Origin of the sequence: Fodinibius salinus (assembly GCF_008124865.1) — a bacterium.
Classification (GTDB): domain Bacteria; phylum Bacteroidota; class Rhodothermia; order Balneolales; family Balneolaceae; genus Fodinibius; species Fodinibius salinus.
Genome location: NZ_VNHY01000002.1, coordinates 554,098 through 571,766 on the forward strand (window position 1 = coordinate 554,098; position 17,669 = coordinate 571,766).

Here is a 17,669-nt window from a genome sequence, read left to right on the forward strand (position 1 = left end):
TAGATAAGGGCTGTTTAACAGGGTATCTCTTTTGATAACAGACTAATTTTCCGTATTTTTTTACAATCTTTTATAGTCTATTTTGGCTTTACGTAAAACAATCATAGAACAATAATTACAGAACAAAATTCAGCAGTTTATGGATTTATTTGACAAGCTAGAGGGTCGTCCCAGCCCGCTGGGAGAGTTCACCTCTGAGGGGTATGGCTATTATACATATCCCAAACTCGAAGGCCCCTTAGGCCCCGTCATGAAATTTAATGGTGATGATGTGGTCGTTTGGAGTATTAATGACTATCTCGGGGTTGGAAGCAATGAAGAGGTCAAAGAATATGATGCGGAGATCGCCCAAGACTATAGCCTTAGTAGTCCAATGGGAGCTCGGCTGATGACGGGAAATACATCAGAGCATGAGAAGCTGGAAGAAGAATTAGCAGACTTTGTACATAAAGATGATGCTTTCCTTCTCAATTACGGTTATCAGGGAATTATGAGTGTCATCCATGCACTGGTAGATCGTAATGATGTTCTTATTTATGATGAGTTGAGTCATGCTTGTATTGTGGATGGTAAACAGCTAGCAATGTCCGAAAAGTATGTGTTTCAACATAATGACATTGAAAGTTTCAAAAAGCAGTTGAAGCGTGCTCACCGAAAGAAAAAAGATAATGGTGCTGTCTTAGTTGTTACTGAAGGTGCTTTTGGAATGACCGGTGACCTCGGCATTCTTGATGAAATGATCGCACTCAAAGAAGAATATCCATTCCGTCTGCTTGTTGATGATGCGCACGGTGTAGGAACCATGGGTGAAGACGGTTCAGGAACTGGAACACATTTAGGATGCCAGGATGGTATTGATCTTCATTTCGGAACGTTTGCTAAAGCGTTTGCAATTATCGGAGCATTTGTTGCAACAGATGATGAACGTGTAGTCGAATTTTTGAAAGCGAATGTACGCAGCCAGGTTTTTGCTAAGTCGGTACCTATGCCGATTGTAAAGTCAGTGCGTAAGCGGCTGAAGATGATTCAGGATAATCCCCAGTGGAGAGAAAAGCTTTGGGAAAACACTAATATGTTACGCAGTGGCCTACGAGATATGGGATATAATGTACTCCCCGCAGAATGCCCGGTGACGCCCGTTCTTACAAAAGGCAGTACTGATCTTTGCCAGCTTATTATGCGCAAGCTGCGTGAAGAGCATGGCGTGTTTGTAAGTGGTGTAGCTTATCCGGTAGTGCCTAAGGGTACGGTATTAATTCGCCTGATCCCAACTGCTGCTCACAACGAACAGCATATCGAGCAAACACTGGAAGGTTTTGATGCTATTAAAGAGGTTGTCTTTGAAGAGGCAAAAAAGCATGAAAAAATGACGGCCTGATATTCAGCAAAATTTAAAAACAAAAAAGCCCCAACTATTGGGGCTTTTTGTTTTTTGATATAATTACAGGTGACAACAGGAAATTTTTGGGGCCACCCAATTCTTAGCTGAACTCCAGATGAAAAGATGGAAGGTTGAAATGGTTAAGAAAATAATTGCTTAATCATTCCAATTACACCCGATTTCTTGTCATTCTGTTTCTTACCCTTTCGGCCACCGCTTAACTTATCAAAAGTTGGTTTGGGCAGTTCCATTTCATTGTTCTTCTTTTTCTTATGGCCGTTTTTGCGACTTTTCGTGCCACCTTTCTTTTTCTTCTTACGTTCTTTAAGCTGCCTCTTAACTTCTTTTGGTAATGGTTGCTCTTTGGGAGCGTTGGACAGTGTGCTTTCGAGTTTATTAATGTCACTGCGATCTTGCTTTGAAACCAGTGAGATAAGTTCCGAGTGGCTGTTGGAACTCAGCATTTTGGTGCGGTACCGATATTCATCAGGATTACTCGGAACATCATAATTAATGACTTGAGTAATGTCGGTAAGGCCCAGCTCGGCAGCTGAAATGTCGGCAACAAGCAAAAACTGAACATCGCCATTGGTAAAATTAGCGAATCGCTGTGATCGTTTTTCATCCGAAAGCTTACCGTGTAGACTTGTAGCCTTGAGGTCTTGTTTACGCAAAGTGCGATAAAGGCGATCAGTTCCCCGTTTTGAGGCTGTAAATATTACTCCGGACTCCACATTATTTTCTTTGATGTAGGAGGTAAGTGTAGAAATAGCCATTCGATCGGGAACATAAATATATCCATGGCGAATACTGCTATCTACTTCCGGTGGATTTGAGAACATTCCAGCACTGTCCGGCTCGTCAAATCCAATAATGACCGGTTTTTCAACATAATTTTGGGCTAGCTCTTTGACATCATCATTATACTCATCCATATAGATAAGTGTTTGGTATTCACCCAATACCCGCCGCAAAATATTTTTTATTTTCGATTGCAGGTTAAGAGAAACCATTTTATCGGCAGCGTCAATCACAACTAAATCGACATTACGAAACACATAACGCATCGTTTCAATGGTATCCGCAAGGGGGCCGGGATTACCAACTATTGCTTGCACATCGCTGCCGAGCGCTTCTTCTTGCTCTTCAGGATCGGCATCCATATCTATGGAAGCACAAGAAATTTGTGCATGATATCCGGTTGCTCGTATAAGCTCGTCAATTTCCTGAGACTCTTCGGGATTAGGGGTGAGCACCAGCACAGATACTCCATCTTGTTCTTCTTTGCGGCTTTGAATAAGCTCAACGGCCGGAACAGCAAAAGAGGTGAAGTCGGATTCCGGCGTTGTTTTAACAAGAGCGTTCTTACCTTCGCGAACCGTCGAAAACACTTGTTCTTGCAGTTCAGTAAACTCAGTTATATTAACATCTTCGAGCCCGTCCACAATTTCAGGGCTTAGCGTCATATCTTCTTTTTTCAACGTTCTAACCTTTCTTTAATTAGCATTTGTTTTACCATGCACTGCTTCAAAACCAAGCAATGCTCATAAGGTGCCCAAATATACAAAAATTATCGTTTTAGCTCATCTGCTTTATGGGGTGACTGGTACTTCTTTGTAAAACAATGATGGATGGTAAGTTCGCGCCTTTGCTGCTGGATATAAATGATAGCTCCCCCTGCCATAACACCTAAACCAAGAAGTACAATCAGCCCGGCTTCCGGTCCAAAACGACCGCCGGTCCACAGGGAAGATCCAAGTTGTTTTATGGTGATGACTGATGCTTCGAAGTGGAAGCCGCTGACGGGGAATCCTGCAATAGCGCCAAGTGTAAAATTCCAGCCAAAATGGAGTCCGACAGATAGTGCCAAGCTGCCGGTTAAAATGTAAGGCAAAGCAAGAACAATACCGGCCAGAATAATATTACCGGTTGAAGTAGCCGAAGCGCTGGGATTAAAGAAATGTAGGATACCAAACAGTGATGATGATAACAGTACGGCAATAGCAACGCCCCCACGCTCACCTAATTGGGGATATTGCAGTCCTTCAGTGAGATTAAGAATTTGATAACCCCGCGAAAACAATTCTTCATAAAAACTGACCATTAACATGGCACCCAACGAACTGATCATACCAGTGGTAAAGGAGATTTCTGAAGTCGTATTCCAGCCGTAATCGGTTATAATAATCCATCCTAAATACCATTCAACAAGAAAAATAACTGCTACTGCTGCGGCAGCAATGACAGCCCCTGCAAATGCATCCAGAAACCATTGGGCGTTGAATGACAGACCATATTCTTGCCAACGACGCTTGTCAAAGAATCTGGCGGCAATCCAAAGACTGGCGATTACACCCAGAAATTGTGGTAAAATAGAAATGACCTTGAGCGTGTCATTTTGAGTAAATGGCATAGCCAGTGTTACAATACCGACCAATAAAACCATACAAATTATTTGCAGTAAAAGCCGCCAGCCGGCGCGGGCGCGATTTTCATTATTATTTAAAATGATATTCATATAAATGTGGAAACATTCGTAGTTTCGGTACGTTAAATATGTAGTTAAAGGTAAGTGAAAAGACGAAAAAAATCTGAATTTATGAGTGATCGATTTGTATTAGATACTACTAAGCAAAATGTGGAGCAGCTTTTTAAAGTATCCACAGAACGGGATGATTTTTTCACGCCGGAGTTTAATATATCACCTGGATCGCTTATTCCCGTAGTGTATGAGAACGAGGGAGAGCGAAAGATTTATAATTTTGTGTGGGGATTAATTCCTGAAGATGCTGAGGCAGAAACCGATGGACGAGAGAATTTTGAAGTTGCGCTTGAAGACATTGAAGATGATAGTTGGTATGGTAGATGCTTGACTCAGCGCCGTTGCCTGATTCCTGCCAATGGGTTTTATAAGTGGAAAACCAGTGAAAAGCAGAATACGCCTTTTTATATCCGTTTGCTATCCAACGAGCTGACTGCTTTTGGGGGTATATTTTCGGTGTGGGAATCTGATTCCGGTCGAGACGTATATTCCTGCGCTATGCTTACTACCGAAGCAAATGCACTTGTGCAGCCGGTGGGAGATCGTATGCCGTTATTGTTGCATCCTGATGATTATGGGCTATGGCTGGCGGATGATAGTTTTAATAAGGAAAGTGTTAGTGATCTTAAAGGATATGGAATTACTGAGCTGGCGGTAAATCGTGTTTCGGAAGATGTTAATGATCCCTCAAATAACAGTGCCGATCTGATACAGCCTATTCCCAAATAAAACTGCAGACTTGTAGATCAATCTAACACTTTGGCAATCGATCAAATGGAATTGCTATAAAGAATATTTGTTGAATCCACTATTAGTGATACATCAGCGATTCGGTTGTTGATAAATACGCATAGTAGGATAGGCCAGTTCAATATCATCGTGTTGCTCAATTTTTTGAAGTAGGTCTTCCCAAATAGCTTCTGATATTCCCCGTCGTTTTCGAGGGTTAAGCGGATGGCGGATGGTGAGGCAAACACCGCTGTCTTGAACGTCAGTATAGACAATAGGAGTTAAATGTTGGTAATAAATGAGATACGACATTTGGGCTTCTCCTACTTGCTGTTCGGCTTGGGCTGGGAAATCTTGTACATGGTTTTCAGCAATTTCTTGGAATAGTGCCTTCGCTTTTTTCCAATCACTTTCAAAAGTGAGAAGGACTTGCAGTTCATTCCATACAAATTTAAAATCGCTGGTGTAATTGGCCAGGGAATCAGAAAAAACTTTGTGGTTGGGAACGTGCATGATACGACCGGTACTTTGGTCGGCACCTACCCAGTTACCAATTTCGAGAAGACTAAATTTAAAAAGCCGGGTGTCAATGACATCGCCCTTAATACCGTCCACCTCAATGCGATCACCTACCTCGAATGGTTGGCGCCAAAGGATAAAAATCCATCCGGCAATATCACTAATCGGATCTTTTAGGGCAATGGCTAAACCGGCTGTAAGCAATCCAAAGAAGGTAGCGAGCGACTGTAGGCCTTCGAACCAGATACGGCCGACGATTAAAACTCCAATAAATACGAAGAGATAAGTTAAGTTTTTTCGCCATTTGTACTGAATTTTTGTCTCCGAAATATTGCGGTTGACTATGCGGATTGTAATATGCCGCATAATCCATAGAGAGATGATAACGACCAGAGAAAGCAAAATCTGTTTAGTAAGTTCCGGAGAGCTTAAGAAAAACTCTTGAATACTACTGGTAAAATTTTCCATTGGATATTTGGATTAACGTACAATAAACAGTTTATGCTGTTGTTGAATATACAAATATCTATTCCTTGATAATTGAATTAATATCATTGTAAAGAAAGGGAATTTTGGATAACTTTACGGGTCTGAAATAACAGTCATATAGATTTTATTATGCTTTATACAATTATTTTAACTGTAATAACGATTATTTGTGTATTATTAACCATTGTTGTGCTTTTACAGCCGGGCCAAGATCAAGGTATGTCCGGTGGCATAGCAGGTGGTAATGCTGGAGGGCAGGGGTTAGGCGCGCGACGTACTGCTGACTTGCTGTCAAAATCGACAACCGTATTGGGTACGGCACTTTTGGTATTAAGTGTACTGGCTAATTTTGCTATTGATCGAGGTGGGGCTACCGAAAGTGCAGTACAACAAAATAATACCGGTCAAACCACGCAGCAGAGTAATGGAGTAAACAATCCTTCTGAAACGCCTTCGGCAGTGCCCGAATTGCCGCAGAATCAAAGCGGCGGTAACAATAGTGGTAGCGGAGGAGGCAATGGCTCCGGTTCTGACGGCGGTAGTTAAGATACCGAACTAGTTTACTTACAAGTTATTGAAATTAGAAAAGCCCGGTTTTTAGTAGCCGGGCTTTTTTGTGTTCAATGTTGGGGATAATTTCTTTAAAAGGAAATCCAAAGTTATTGATTTGAATGGAATCCAATGATAAATGGCTAGTCCCCATCTTTACCCTGCATTAATTCGGCAAATAGCCGATGTGATTTTATGCGTTGTTGATGGTCATAAATATAAGAAGCAATCATAATCTCATCGGCTTCAGTTTCTTCCACAAAATCAGACAATTCTTTTTTAATCGTTTCCTTACTGCCGATAAAAGAATAGGTGAGCATTTGTTTTACTGCCATCTTTTGCTGCAGATTCCAAACGGTATTCATATCGTCAACCGGTGGAGGCATAGGTTTACGTTCGCCGGTAACTACTCCCATAAACATTTGTTTAAAAGAAGTAGCCAGCCATTCGGCTTGCTTATCAGTATCGGCTGCTATCACATTTACACAAGGAATAACATACGGCTCATCCAGCTGTTCGGAAGGCTGAAACTCTTTCCGATAAATTCTTAATGCGGAATCTAATTGCTGGGGAGAAAAATGGCTGGCAAAAACATAAGGTAAGCCCATAGCTGCCGCCAACCGGGCGCTATCAGTACTAGATCCTAAAATCCACAAAGGTATGTTTGTTCCTTCTCCCGGGACAGCACGAATGGTATTTTCGTTATGATGTTCAGAAAAATACTGCTGTAGCTGTCTTACATTGTTGGGGAATTGCCGTACTTGTTGCATCCGGTCAGGACGAATGGCTTGGGCAGTAGCTTTATCAGTGCCTGGAGCACGTCCCAACCCTAAATCAATACGATTTGGATATAGAGTTGCGAGTGTGCCAAATTGCTCGGCAATAATTAACGGCGAATGATTGGGTAGCATTACGCCGCCGGAGCCGATACGAATAGAGTCAGTGGCTTCGGCAACATATCCAAGCAAAACAGAAGTAGCCGAACTGGCGATGTTTTCCATGTTGTGATGTTCGGCCATCCAGAAACGAGTATAGCCCATTTTTTCGACTTGTTTAGCTAAGTCACGACTGTTATGGATGGCATCGGCGGGTGATTGTCCCTCGGTAATAACCGCCAGATCTAAAACCGAATATTTGATGTCTTGTAAAAGGTCAGAACCCATAGAAATGATTAAAAGTCTTGAATATAGTTATGAAATTTTGATGATTTCTCCGGTAAGGAATGTTTTTAGGCTTTTTTCGTACCCGTTTACCACATGCTCCATCTTGGCAGGTGTGTGACCGGGAAAAAAGTCACTAAGTTCATCAGCTGAATCTTCAACCAAGGCCGGACTTACAGCATTAATGCGAAATCCCTGCTGTAAGAAATCACCATTTGCCCCGATCACAAATCCATTGATGGCACCGTTAATCGTGCTCAAAATGGTGCCCTGCGGGATAGGATCTTCTGCTAATATTCCGGAGGTAAGTGTAACGCTGCCCCCGTCATTTAAATAATCCATGGCAGTAAGCGCAACATTAATTTGTCCCATCATTTTACTTTTTATGCCCTGCAGAAAATTTTGGTTAGTACTTTCAGGGAGTGGTTTTACAGGGGCTGATCCTGCCGTAACAATAACAGCATCTATACTCCCGATCTTTTTAAACAATGTTTTAATAGAGTTTGGGTCTGTAATATCAGCTTGCACATCTCCCGAAGAGGATCCCGCAGTTATGATGTCATTTTCTGACTTTAATCGTTCGGCCACTTTTGAACCGATAGTTCCGGTTCCACCAATAAGTAGAATTTTCATGTTGTAAAAGGTTATAGGGTTAATAATATGGAATGAATAGAGTGACTATTTTTTCACCCAAAGGAAAATAAATTACTCAAATAGGAGAGATAGATGCATCCTATAAATGTACTCAATTACTTTTTTAGTACTTTGGTCCATTTACTTACCGATACAAAACCGCGAAAAGATACTGTCGAGGATATCTTCAGTTGTAATTTCACCGGTAATGGTTCCCAGGTCTTTAAGAGCCGACCGCAAGTCAATGGAGAGGAAATCGCCCGTCATACCTTGGTCAAGCGCTTGGATAGCACTTTGTACATTTTCCTGTGCATTTTGCAGGGCATCACGGTGTCGGCTGGAGGTGACCAGCAGGCTTGATGAGTCGTATTCCGTATTTTCGAGTGCACGCTGCTTAAGGAGTTTTTTTAGCTCATCGATTTTTTCGTTCTCCAGTGCCGATATTTTAAGGTCATAATCCATGCGTTCATCATCTAAGTCGAGCGCAATATCATGCTTTGTCCCAATCAGCACAAAAGGGGTATCGCCAGCTTTTTTCTGAATTTCAGCGATATCCTCACGTTCTTCGGTAGTAAGTTTTCGAGAAAGATCCTTGAGATAGACGGCCAGATCTGCCTTTTCAAATGCTTGTTGTGATCGTTTTACCCCTTCGGCTTCCACAACATCATCGGTGTCACGGAGTCCCGCTGTATCTGTAAGTATAAAACGGAGTCCGTCGTAGCTCCAGTCCACATCAATGGTGTCGCGTGTAGTGCCCGCTATATCAGTGACGATAGCACGATCTTTACCTACTAATGTATTCAACAAGGTTGATTTGCCCGCATTGGGCAGCCCCACAAACACCGTCTTAATTCCATGCTTTACCAGCCGACCGGTTTCATAGGTGGCCAGTAGGTTGTCAATTTCGTCGTCAAGCTCTACAAGAAGCTCTTTTAGTTCTTCTTTGTTGGCAAACTCTACATCTTCTTCCACAAAATCGAGTTCCAATTCCACCATGGCAGTGGCATCAATAATCTGCTGTCGAAACTCACTAATATGTTCACCGAGGCGTCCCTCAAGTTGTTGGTGGGCAGAATCCAGTGCTTTTTTGCTTTTGGCATGGATGAGATCGGCTACGGCCTCAGCCTGACTTAGCTCCATTTTCCCGTTCAAAAATGCCCGTTGGGTAAATTCCCCAGGCTCAGCAGGTTTAATATCTAAATCCAGCATGGCTTCTAAGACAGCTTGTGTTACCAATACGCCACCATGACAAGATATTTCTATAATCTCTTCGCCGGTATAAGATTTTGGGGAATGAAAAAGTGTAGCCAGCACTTCATCTACAACCTTGTCATCACTATCTATAATCTTGCCAAAGTGGACAGTGTGAGAGTCCTGCTCCCTGAGGTCCGTTCCTTCAAACGATTGATTGACTGTTGCGATAGCATTTTCCCCTGAAACACGGATAACGGAAATTCCACCTTCACCCACAGGCGTAGCAATGGCTGCAATGGGATGATTTTGGGTAATTTCTTTTTCTTTTTGGTCAGCGGTAGCTTCTTTTTTGGACATAGGTCAAATATAAGGGTTTTGAGCCTTATATCATTTCCTGCTATAGTATCTATTAATTAAAAAAACCTGGCAGGATTTAGGATCCTACCAGGTTTATAAATGAGTACTAAAAAGTTTAGTATTTACTGAACATCCCCCATGAGTCTTTTAACCGGAGGCGCTGCTAGCAGTGCTATGATGCCACCGCCGCCAACAAGTAGAGCAACGCTCCAAAACAGACCGGTTGGCTCTAAGGTTTCAAGCTGACCTGCCATGAGTCCGGCAAATAAGTTGCCGAGCGCGGCCGCTACAAACCAGACACCCATCATCTGACTTACAAGGCGTTTAGGAGCAAGTTTGGTCATTGAAGAAAGTCCGACAGGAGACAGGCAGAGTTCGCCACAAGTATGAAGGAAGTAAGTGACAATAAGCCATGCAGGAGCAACTGAATTAGGTCCTGTAGCATTAGCAGCTCCCCATGAAATTACGAAAAAGCCTGCAGCTAAGCCTAATAGTCCTAATCCAAACTTTACAGGGATTGAAGGATTTGCGTTACGGTTAGCCAGCCATGTCCATAGCCACCCAAAAACAGGAGCAAGTATTACAATAAAGAGGGGGTTGATATTTTGAAGCATACTTGCCGGCATTTCCCAACTGGTGGTAAGTTGGGTAGAAATATAATAGGTAAAGCCAACTGCGAGTAAAGAGAGACCGGATACCCCTGCCTTGCCAACCCACCAAAGATTCGTACGTTTGAATATCCGCCAGCTGATATATCCGAGAGGTAGTGCCAAGATAAGTGCTGGTAAAAATACACCAATTTGGCTAATTAAGCCATATGGTCCAAAAGTGCGATTTGTTTCTCTTTCTGCAAATAGGTTAAGGGAAGACCCAGCCTGCTCAAAACCACTCCAGAAAAGAGCTGCCAGAATAAAAAGCCAAAATATGACGAATAACCGTTTGTTTTCGAGGGATACATCAAGATTTGGCATAAACATCCGAACCGTATTGAAAATGAGAAACCCTATAACAGTTATGCCAATACCGATTTGGTACGAAAATAATGTATATCCCCAATAAAATGATGCCACATAGAATCCTGCGGCAGCTACAAGTAATACAGCCCCAATAGATTTTGCATCATTTATTAAATAAGCAAAGAATACGACGGCGATAAGGGCCACGCTAGTACCGAGTGTTTGAGCCAGTTGCTGCAGGGATATTCCAATTACACCTGTATTCATCAAGATGCTAAATAAAACAATAAGTGCTGTACAGACACCAGTAGTTATCCAAAAATTGCGGCTCCGCCGGGAGAGTGTTTCCTGGCTGTCATCCACCTTGAGTGTTCCAGCTTCTCCCAGATTTTTCTCTCCAATTTTATAGGAGATGAGTCCGAGCAACATTCCGAAACCTGCTAATGAAAATCCCCAGTGCCAGTTGTAGCCTTCACCGAGAATACCGCAAAGTGTGGGACCTAAAATAGCACCGAAGTTAATTCCCATATAAAAGATGGAGAAGCCGGCATCCCGTCGGGCACCTCCTTCCGGATAGAGCTCTCCAACCATGGAGCTTACATTTGGTTTCAAAAGTCCTGTTCCAACTACAATGAAAATAAGTCCCAGGTAAAAGGAAGGCTCACCAGGAAGCCCTATCAATGGACCAGCCATCGTAAAGTGACCTAAGGCAATGATGCAGCCACCAACAAAAACACTTTTCTTTTGCCCCCATAACTTATCGGCTACCCAGCCCCCGGGTAAAGCCAGCACGTACACAAAGAAGGTATAAAGTCCGTATATAGCAGTAGCTCTCCCATCACTAAATCCGAGACCGGGATTGTCTCCTGTTACAGCCGCTGCCATAAAAAGAACGAGTAAGGCACGCATCCCATAGTAACTGAAGCGTTCCCAAAATTCTGTAAAAAATAATGTAGATAACCCTCGAGGATGGCCGAAAAAGTCATTCTTTTTACTGGGGTTTACCGTGTCTGCTTCCTCATTTGCCATTGATACTTTTTTACTTTAGTTCAATATACAATTTATACAATACTCATAATTAAGCCGTGCATGATAATTAAACCGCCATAGTGAAGCAACTTTTTAGTGTTTCGTATTTTATAATGGGTGTTTTAACGGATGTTTAATGTTAGATATAAGCTTCAGGTACGCAATGCCTTTTATATTTGTTACATTTCTACCAAATCGAAAGTAAATAAATAGTGGCAATGAGTACTAATTCAGGCGTCGTTAAAAATATTAAAGCACCAACCGGAACCGATTTGCAGTGTAAGGGATGGCACCAGGAAGCTGCCTTACGTATGCTAATGAATAACCTTGACCCTGAGGTGGCCGAAAAGCCCGATGACCTGATTGTGTATGGCGGGGGCGGAAAAGCTGCACGAAATTGGGAATCATATCACAAAATTACTGAGACCCTGAAGCGCCTTGAAGATGATGAGACTATGCTGGTGCAGAGTGGTAAGCCGGTAGGCGTTTTTCAAACCCACGAAGAAGCACCACGTGTGCTTATTGCCAACGCTCATTTAGTACCTAACTGGGCCAACTGGGATGAGTTTCGCCGCCTCGACAAGATGGGGCTTACCATGTATGGACAAATGACTGCCGGATCATGGATCTATATTGGCACACAGGGCATTTTGCAGGGCACCTACGAGACTTTTGCTGAGTGCGCCCGACAGAAATTTGATGGCACATTGCAGGGACAGCTGGTAGTAACAGCCGGACTTGGCGGTATGGGCGGCGCGCAGCCCCTTGCCGCTACGATGAACGGGGCCGCTTTTATTGGTATTGAGGTGGATGAACATCGCATCGATCGCCGTGTGGAAACGGGCTACTGTGACATCAAATGTACCAATCTGGATGAAGCCATTGAGAAAGCACTGGATGCCAAGGAAAAAGGCGAAGCACTCTCTATTGGTTTATTGGGTAATGTGGCTGAAGTGTTGCCAAAAATGGTGGATAAAGGTGTGATTCCCGACGTGTTAACTGATCAAACTTCGGCGCATGACTTAAAACTGGGATATATACCGGTTGGCTATACGCTGGATGAGGCAGAAGAGAAAAGAGAATCCGATCCCGAAGGTTATCAATCCGATGTACTGGATTCGATGGAGACCCATGTATCAACAATGTTAAAAATGCAGGATGAAGGGGCAATTACTTTTGATTACGGCAACAATCTTCGCGGACAGGTCGCTGATCATCGGGGAATGGAAGAAGCTTTTAACTTTCCTGGCTTTGTACCGGCCTTTATCCGTCCGCTGTTCTGCCGCGGATCAGGCCCGTTCCGTTGGGCTGCGCTATCCGGCAATCCTGAAGACATCTATACAACAGATCAAGCGGTATTGGAAGCTTTTCCAGAAAAGGAATCACTCAACCGTTGGATCCACAAAGCCCAAGACCAAGTGCAGTTCCAAGGACTGCCATCTCGTATTTGCTGGCTGGAGTATGGTGAACGTGCGGAGATGGGTGTAAAATTCAACTGGTTGGTGAAGAAAGGAAAAGTAGATGCTCCGTTGGTAATCGGCCGTGATCATCTGGATACCGGATCAGTCGCTTCTCCTAACAGAGAAACCGAAGGTATGAAAGATGGTTCCGATGCAATTGCCGACTGGCCGCTGCTTAATGCCATGCTCAATACTGCTAGTGGAGCCAGTTGGGTATCGTTGCATCACGGTGGTGGCGTGGGAATTGGCTACTCCATTCATGCTGGGATGGTGTGTGTGGCTGACGGAACAGAAATGGCCGACGAACGATTGGAGCGTGTGTTGACCAATGATCCGGGTAGTGGCGTTATGCGTCATGCGGATGCCGGATACGACGAAGCCATTAAAACCGCCAAAGAGCGCGGCGTGGATCTACCTATGGTGGAGTAGAGTTTCGTAATCACTTTGTTAGATAAGCAAAAATCCGGTAATCTATGTCTAATTCTATCCCCAAACGTATTCTCCCTGTTATTGTGTTGGCCCAGTTTGCCGGAACTTCGCTCTGGTTTGCTGGTAATGCAGTAATACCGGATCTGGTACAAGAGCTTCAACTTACCGACATGGCCATAGGTTATATCACCTCAGCGGTACAAGTTGGATTTATTGCCGGCACCTTGCTTTTTGCATTTTTAAGTGTGGCCGATCGTATTTCTCCAAGTAAAGTTTTCCTGGGATGTGCGATTACAGGCGCCGCCTGCAATGTAGCCACCGTTTATAGTGATACTTTTTTGTTATTAATGGTCAGTCGATTTGGGACGGGATTCTTTTTAGCCGGTATTTACCCGGTGGGCATGAAGATCGCCTCGGACTGGCACAAAGAGGGACTTGGAAAAGCATTGGGCTATCTGGTGGGCGCACTTGTTTTAGGAACAGCTTTTCCTCACTTGATAAAATATTTTAGTGCTGATTTGCCGTGGAAGATTATTTTATTTGCGACATCAGCATTTTCTGGTTTTGGGGGTATCTTGCTTTATGTAGCTGTACCGGATGGCCCGCATCAAGGTAAAAAGGGAGAGTTTAGACCGACGGTGATATTTCAGTTATTTAAAAATCCTAACTTCAGGTCTGCGGCATTTGGTTACTTTGGACATATGTGGGAACTGTACACCTTTTGGGCCTTTGTACCGATAATGGTGGGATTTTATAAGGAAATAAACACCGAATTTTTTGGGAGTATCCCCCTCTGGTCCTTTGTCATTATTGGGATAGGAGGTATAAGTTGTGCAATAGGTGGATACTGGGCGATCAGATCGAGTAGTAAGAAAGTAGCATTAGCTTCATTGATTGGCTCGGGGTTTTGCTGCTTGTTGGTGCCTGTGATGTTCGAGCTTCCGTTCTATCTTTTTATGGGATTCTTACTGGGTTGGGGGCTTTTTGTCGTTTCGGATTCTCCCCAATTTTCAACGCTTGTAGCCCAGTCAGCCGATCGTGATTATGTAGCAACAGGCTTGACTATCGTCAATAGTATTGGCTTTGCTATTACAATCGTGAGCATCCAGTTGGTAAACTTGATGTGGATCAGTTGGCAGAGTCCTTTTGTATTTTTGGTTATGGCAATAGGGCCGTTATTGGGAGCAATTTCGATTATGCAATACGGAGTGTCTGGGAAAAGGGATGAAACTAAAGCGGTGACTTAATCGTGCACTATAGATAAACTGATGAATAAAACCGATTCAGATGGAAACTATTCTTATCATTTTAGCCGCACTGCTCATTGTTGCAGGATTTATAGGAGCTTTGTTACCCGTTGTGCCAGGTCCGCCTATAAGCTATTTGGGATTACTTGTTTTACAGTTAACGTCTGCTCATCCGTTCAGTTTGCAATTTTTTATTATTTGGGGCCTCATTGTCGCTACGTTAATGATTTTGGATAATGTGATTCCTGCTTATGGCACTAAAAAGTTTGGCGGTTCGGCCTATGGTATCTGGGGATGTGTAATAGGAATGGTTATTGGTATTTTCTTTTCACCTATAGGATTAGTTGTGGGTCCCTTAGTTGGTGCGTTTTCCGGTGAACTCATTGGTGGAAAAACTTCGTACCAAGCCATGCGTTCGGCAGTAGGGTCATTTTTAGGATTTATGGTCAGTACCGTATTGAAACTTATAGCAAGCGGAATGATGGGATACTACTTTTTTATGAATTTGTAAGAGCTTTTCATGGGGGCAATAGCTACTCTTGTTTTTGGAAAATGATAACCCGATCTCCCGGACATGTTACTGAAGCTCCCCATTTATCAGCTATCCACTGGAATGTTTGTTTGGTATAAAAGGTGACATGCGTTTCATCCATCCGGTAGTGCCAATCTGCAAAGAAAGATTTATCATCTTTAGCAATTTTTGTCATGATTCCTAAATACCCCCCGGGCCTTAAGCAATCCCAAAGTCTTTTGAATTCTTTACCTGGATAAAAGAGATGTTCAACTACTTCAGTAGCAGTTATAAAATCATATCTCGTATTGAATACCGATTCATCATCTGCATAAAAGGGATCGTAGATATTAACCTCATGTCCGTGCTCTTCAAATATAATATTAAGTGTTGGTCCCGGGCCTGAGCCGAAGTCGAGTCCTTTGCTCTTCGGTTCAAGCAAGTTGTTTAGCGGATCAAAAAGTTGGCTCAGAAAATTGCGATAATCTTCATCCTCGGGATCATTTTCATGGGTTTCATACCGGGCAAGTTCCTCTTGCGCAGAAGGTTGATCTTTAGGCGGGGCAAAGATTAATCTGCAGTTCTGGCACTGGTAGTAATCACTGTTATAGTGTTCAGTAGTATCTCGATAAAAAAGATGAACATCAGTATTGCCACATAAGGTGCAGATCGTTACGGACATATTGTTAAGTTGAATCGATGCTTTTTGTGAAAGATACAAATTACAGCTTCTTTCTTGCTATAAAATTTAGGAAGCTGAACTTGACGTTCTACCTGCTGCCAATTTATTTGTATTTAAATGAATGAACGTTCATTCATTTTTGTTGTACCAATTGAAATCAAGCAAAAAATAGAACAATGACAGATAAAAATACCGACAAACGCACTGATTTGTTATTAGCTACTTTGAACCTTGTAAGTAATCGTGGATTTCATAATGCCCCGATGGCTAAAATTGCCCAAATCGCTGATGTATCGGCCGGGACTATCTACAATTACTTCAGTAATAAGCAGGATCTTGTTGATAGTCTTTATCTGTACGTTAAAGAACAGTTTACCAGTGCAGCATTTCGGGATTACGATCAAAAAATGGCTGTTAAAGAAGGGATGCAGATTATTTGGTTTAATATGATTGAATATAAAATGTCGAATCAAAAGCAGGCAAATTTTTTGTCACAGTGTGAGAACTCTCAGATTATATCAGAGGGAGTGCGCGAAAGGGGACTACAACATTTACAACCATTGCTAGAGCTTTGGAAGCGCGGTCAAGAAGAAGGGTATATCAGGGACGTTTCTCCCTACTTGTTATATGCATATGCCGTTTATCCTCTGTCCTTTTTTGTGGCAGTTGAAAAACGCGATGAATTTCATTTAACCCAAGAAATGCAAGAACACTCCTTTGAGATGGTTTGGAGTGCCATTTCATCAACGTAATTGAACAAATATTTAAACTTTAAAAAAATAACAGATGAATAAGGTAATAGAACTTAGAAGCAGACCGGTAGGTGAGCCTACCCTCTCAGACTTTAACTTTGAAGAAACTGAAAAACCAACCGCCTCAGATGGTGAGATTCTACTGAAGACCGAATATGTTTCAGTGGATCCGTATCTGCGAGGACGAATGAGTGATGCTGATTCTTATGTAGAACCATTCGAATTGGACAAGCCGATCAGCTCAGCTATAGTAGCAAAGGTAGTATCAAGCAAGAATAAGAGGTTTGATGAAGGTGATTATATAACAGCTGAACTAGATTGGAAAGAATATCAGCTATCGGATGGTAAAAATGTAAGAAAGATAGATCCCAATGCAGCCCCGCTTTCTGCAAATCTTGGAATTTTGGGGATGACCGGAATAACTGCCTACATCGGCCTGACAGAAATAGGACAGCTGAAAGAAGGCGAAACATTAGTTGTTTCTGGTGCTGCTGGTGCCGTGGGAAGTGTTGTTGGGCAGATTGGTAAGATTAAGGGTTGTCATGTAGTAGGTATTGCAGGCTCCGATGAGAAGATAGAGCTCTTGAAATCTAAATTCGGATTTGATGAAGGGATTAACTATAAAAAAACAGAAGCCATGGGCGAAGCTATTGCTCAAGCATCTCCTGATGGGGTGGATGTTTATTTTGATAATGTGGCTGGCCGAATCTCAGATGGGGTGTATCAAAATATGGCTGATTTTGGTCGGATCGTTAATTGTGGAGCTATCGCGCTGTACAATGCAACCGAAATGCCCACCGGTCCCCGAGTAGAACCGATGCTTATTAAAAAGCGTGTTTCCATGCAGGGCTTCATTGTTGGCGATCACCAAGATAAGTTTACGGAAGCTGTAAAACAGTTAGGGAAATGGCTCGGAGAGGGACAATTAGAATACTCAGAGACGGTCGTAGAAGGATTTGAAAATATACCCCAGGCCTTTTTGGATTTATTTGAAGGGAAGAACAAAGGAAAGATGATCGTCAAAGTTTAAAATCAGTTGTAGATATACAT

Annotated in this window: 16 protein-coding genes; 8 read left to right on the forward strand and 8 right to left on the reverse strand. The window is 42.7% G+C overall.

What is annotated here, in order from left to right; all coding sequences use genetic code 11:
• Positions 1-139 precede the first annotated feature (139 nt).
• Positions 140-1,378 (forward strand): aminotransferase class I/II-fold pyridoxal phosphate-dependent enzyme, encoded by a 1,239-nt coding sequence (locus LX73_RS07350; protein WP_148898837.1) that lies wholly within the window; start codon positions 140-142, stop codon positions 1,376-1,378.
• A 143-nt stretch (positions 1,379-1,521) separates the two neighbouring features.
• Here the strand turns inward: LX73_RS07350 and LX73_RS07355 are convergent, their stop codons facing one another.
• The gene (locus tag LX73_RS07355; RefSeq protein WP_148898838.1) at positions 1,522-2,847 is read right to left on the reverse strand and encodes a helicase-related protein; all 1,326 of its coding nucleotides are present in this window, start codon (positions 2,845-2,847) and stop codon (positions 1,522-1,524) included.
• Between the two features lie 104 nt (positions 2,848-2,951).
• Positions 2,952-3,899 carry a CPBP family intramembrane glutamic endopeptidase gene (locus LX73_RS07360; RefSeq protein ID WP_148898839.1) on the reverse strand — a complete coding sequence of 316 codons (948 nt, stop codon included), beginning with the start codon at positions 3,897-3,899 and terminating at the stop codon, positions 2,952-2,954.
• Positions 3,900-3,980: 81 nt separating this feature from the next.
• Between LX73_RS07360 and LX73_RS07365 the strand changes: the two genes are divergently transcribed.
• Positions 3,981-4,652: an SOS response-associated peptidase gene (locus tag LX73_RS07365; RefSeq protein WP_148898840.1), complete on the forward strand. Its 672-nt coding sequence runs from the start codon at positions 3,981-3,983 to the stop codon at positions 4,650-4,652.
• 93 nt (positions 4,653-4,745) lie between these two features.
• Here the strand turns inward: LX73_RS07365 and LX73_RS07370 are convergent, their stop codons facing one another.
• Positions 4,746-5,639, reverse strand: a complete 894-nt coding sequence (locus LX73_RS07370) for a mechanosensitive ion channel family protein (protein ID WP_148898841.1) — start codon at positions 5,637-5,639, stop codon at positions 4,746-4,748.
• 150 nt (positions 5,640-5,789) lie between these two features.
• On the opposite strand from LX73_RS07370, the gene secG reads away from it, so the two are divergent.
• A complete protein-coding gene (gene secG / locus LX73_RS07375) occupies positions 5,790-6,206 on the forward strand; it encodes a preprotein translocase subunit SecG (RefSeq protein WP_170245619.1) in 417 nt (138 codons plus the stop codon).
• A gap of 146 nt (positions 6,207-6,352) precedes the next feature.
• On the opposite strand, the gene LX73_RS07380 is transcribed toward secG, so the two are convergent.
• The 4 genes from LX73_RS07380 to LX73_RS13120 form a co-directional block, all read right to left on the reverse strand.
• Complete coding sequence (locus LX73_RS07380) at positions 6,353-7,372, reverse strand: LLM class flavin-dependent oxidoreductase (RefSeq protein WP_148898843.1); 1,020 nt, start codon at positions 7,370-7,372, stop codon at positions 6,353-6,355.
• Positions 7,373-7,399: 27 nt separating this feature from the next.
• Positions 7,400-8,002, reverse strand: a complete 603-nt coding sequence (locus tag LX73_RS07385) for a short chain dehydrogenase (RefSeq protein WP_148898844.1) — start codon at positions 8,000-8,002, stop codon at positions 7,400-7,402.
• A 141-nt stretch (positions 8,003-8,143) separates the two neighbouring features.
• Positions 8,144-9,553: a tRNA uridine-5-carboxymethylaminomethyl(34) synthesis GTPase MnmE gene (gene mnmE / locus LX73_RS07390; RefSeq protein ID WP_148898845.1), complete on the reverse strand. Its 1,410-nt coding sequence runs from the start codon at positions 9,551-9,553 to the stop codon at positions 8,144-8,146.
• A gap of 122 nt (positions 9,554-9,675) precedes the next feature.
• A complete protein-coding gene (locus tag LX73_RS13120; RefSeq protein ID WP_148898846.1) occupies positions 9,676-11,538 on the reverse strand; it encodes a peptide MFS transporter in 1,863 nt (620 codons plus the stop codon).
• 218 nt (positions 11,539-11,756) lie between these two features.
• Between LX73_RS13120 and hutU the strand changes: the two genes are divergently transcribed.
• From hutU to LX73_RS07410, 3 genes are read left to right on the forward strand one after another with little or no spacing between them, the layout of a single operon-like run.
• Positions 11,757-13,427: a urocanate hydratase gene (gene hutU / locus LX73_RS07400; RefSeq protein ID WP_148898847.1), complete on the forward strand. Its 1,671-nt coding sequence runs from the start codon at positions 11,757-11,759 to the stop codon at positions 13,425-13,427.
• A gap of 44 nt (positions 13,428-13,471) precedes the next feature.
• Positions 13,472-14,674: an MFS transporter gene (locus LX73_RS07405; protein WP_148898848.1), complete on the forward strand. Its 1,203-nt coding sequence runs from the start codon at positions 13,472-13,474 to the stop codon at positions 14,672-14,674.
• Positions 14,675-14,714: 40 nt separating this feature from the next.
• On the forward strand, positions 14,715-15,185 hold the full coding sequence (locus LX73_RS07410; protein WP_148898849.1) for a DUF456 domain-containing protein: 471 nt from the start codon (positions 14,715-14,717) through the stop codon (positions 15,183-15,185).
• 22 nt (positions 15,186-15,207) lie between these two features.
• Here LX73_RS07410 and LX73_RS07415 read toward each other — a convergent pair whose 3' ends face one another.
• Entirely contained in the window at positions 15,208-15,867 is a 660-nt protein-coding gene (locus LX73_RS07415) for a class I SAM-dependent methyltransferase (protein WP_148898850.1), read from the reverse strand.
• A 176-nt stretch (positions 15,868-16,043) separates the two neighbouring features.
• Here LX73_RS07415 and LX73_RS07420 point away from each other — a divergent pair, with 176 nt between their 5' ends.
• Positions 16,044-16,619 carry a TetR/AcrR family transcriptional regulator gene (locus LX73_RS07420; protein ID WP_148898851.1) on the forward strand — a complete coding sequence of 192 codons (576 nt, stop codon included), beginning with the start codon at positions 16,044-16,046 and terminating at the stop codon, positions 16,617-16,619.
• Positions 16,620-16,653: 34 nt separating this feature from the next.
• Entirely contained in the window at positions 16,654-17,649 is a 996-nt protein-coding gene (locus LX73_RS07425) for an NADP-dependent oxidoreductase (protein ID WP_148898852.1), read from the forward strand.
• Positions 17,650-17,669 lie beyond the last annotated feature (20 nt).

Bases quoted from the DNA above. Each gene is read 5' to 3' on its own strand.
- LX73_RS07405 (WP_148898848.1), top strand. From the start codon at position 13,472: ATGTCTAATTCTATCCCCAAACGTATTCTCCCTGTTATTGTGTTGGCC.
- LX73_RS07360 (WP_148898839.1), bottom strand. From the start codon at position 3,899: ATGAATATCATTTTAAATAATAATGAAAATCGCGCCCGCGCCGGCTGG.
- LX73_RS07355 (WP_148898838.1), bottom strand. From the start codon at position 2,847: ATGACGCTAAGCCCTGAAATTGTGGACGGGCTCGAAGATGTTAATATA.
- LX73_RS07370 (WP_148898841.1), bottom strand. From the start codon at position 5,639: ATGGAAAATTTTACCAGTAGTATTCAAGAGTTTTTCTTAAGCTCTCCG.
- LX73_RS07365 (WP_148898840.1), top strand. From the start codon at position 3,981: ATGAGTGATCGATTTGTATTAGATACTACTAAGCAAAATGTGGAGCAG.
- LX73_RS07410 (WP_148898849.1), top strand. From the start codon at position 14,715: ATGGAAACTATTCTTATCATTTTAGCCGCACTGCTCATTGTTGCAGGA.
- LX73_RS13120 (WP_148898846.1), bottom strand. From the start codon at position 11,538: ATGGCAAATGAGGAAGCAGACACGGTAAACCCCAGTAAAAAGAATGAC.
- LX73_RS07420 (WP_148898851.1), top strand. From the start codon at position 16,044: ATGACAGATAAAAATACCGACAAACGCACTGATTTGTTATTAGCTACT.
- LX73_RS07350 (WP_148898837.1), top strand. From the start codon at position 140: ATGGATTTATTTGACAAGCTAGAGGGTCGTCCCAGCCCGCTGGGAGAG.
- LX73_RS07380 (WP_148898843.1), bottom strand. From the start codon at position 7,372: ATGGGTTCTGACCTTTTACAAGACATCAAATATTCGGTTTTAGATCTG.
- LX73_RS07425 (WP_148898852.1), top strand. From the start codon at position 16,654: ATGAATAAGGTAATAGAACTTAGAAGCAGACCGGTAGGTGAGCCTACC.
- LX73_RS07415 (WP_148898850.1), bottom strand. From the start codon at position 15,867: ATGTCCGTAACGATCTGCACCTTATGTGGCAATACTGATGTTCATCTT.
- LX73_RS07385 (WP_148898844.1), bottom strand. From the start codon at position 8,002: ATGAAAATTCTACTTATTGGTGGAACCGGAACTATCGGTTCAAAAGTG.
- hutU (WP_148898847.1), top strand. From the start codon at position 11,757: ATGAGTACTAATTCAGGCGTCGTTAAAAATATTAAAGCACCAACCGGA.
- secG (WP_170245619.1), top strand. From the start codon at position 5,790: ATGCTTTATACAATTATTTTAACTGTAATAACGATTATTTGTGTATTA.
- mnmE (WP_148898845.1), bottom strand. From the start codon at position 9,553: ATGTCCAAAAAAGAAGCTACCGCTGACCAAAAAGAAAAAGAAATTACC.